The organism is Oleiphilus sp. HI0125 (assembly GCF_001635355.1).
Window position 1 is genome coordinate 1 of sequence record NZ_LWGF01001245.1, and the last position, 1030, is coordinate 1030.

The 1030-nt window shown below is 42.6% G+C and carries 2 protein-coding genes; both read right to left on the bottom strand.

The annotated features are described in order from the left end of the window. The coding region (locus A3762_RS21720; RefSeq protein WP_156493657.1) for a hypothetical protein at positions 1-615 on the bottom strand (615 nt) is incomplete at its 3' end. Positions 616-633: 18 nt separating this feature from the next. Beyond that, positions 634-1030, bottom strand: a 397-nt coding sequence (locus tag A3762_RS21725) for a chemotaxis protein CheW (RefSeq protein ID WP_068757599.1), incomplete at its 5' end; no start/stop codon positions are given.

Genomic DNA, 1030 nt, shown 5'->3' on the forward strand with positions numbered 1-1030 from the left:
TCTTTCTTTCGTCAGATTCATTTTTCTTGGTAATTCAACATCAATCACCAGCAGCACACAATTCATCTGGTAACGCTGATGCAAGGCAAAGTAATGAGAAAGGTCTTGCTCAAACTGTCTCGCATTACGACATGCGAACATATCCTCCTCAGTATGCTTAGGCCCTGCTCTTTCAAGTCGACCGATACGAAAGCGAACAAAGCTCGCTAACGCAAATAATGAAAAAACTAGAACGGCATTTTGGGCTAGCTGCGTAAAATCATTTAGCGCGCTTAAAAGCAACATACAAAGAAGAGAAAAGGTCGCGGCAAACACCAAATCAAGGACTAATGCTGCCCAAACAGTCATCACTAACAAGCAGCCCATAACAGCAACACTATTCACACCCGATGTCAGATGCACAACAAAAATAGATGCAAAAAGGACTAAATTAATTGCTGGAATAAACTTGCGAAGATTTGAAAACAAAGAGGAGAAGTTGAGCGCAAACATCACAGCGCTCAAACCGATGATGAAAAACACCGCGTGGTTCAAGCCTAATAAAACAAGCTCAATGATCGGAAATAGCAAAACGAAAAACGATAACAGTTCTTTTTGCAGCGTTTTCTGAATCATTTCAGGAGCGACTCTGATTTACGCTAGTTTAATGGCCAGTGACTCTAGATATTCCAAGCTCGGAATCACCGCATATTCTCCATCGACCCTAATACGGCTATGTTCAGCAGGAGAATCGCTCTGCTCTTCTTCTTGAATGATATCCTTACTCACCTTTACTAAGCGCGGGAGACCTTGAGTGAGAATGGCGCTAAAAGGTAACTTCTGATTATCTAGCCCAACGCTATTAATTACAGCTATACGCGCTTGAGTATTCCGAGCGGGTTTCTCTTGGCCATTGGCAACTTCATAGCTTAGCAATGGAACCTGTATACCCCGCCACATAATATTTCCTAGAAAATATTCTGGCCCTTCTGCTTCTTGTGGTTTGGTATATTCAATTACCTCGGCCACACTCACGTTTGGCAACACCAAC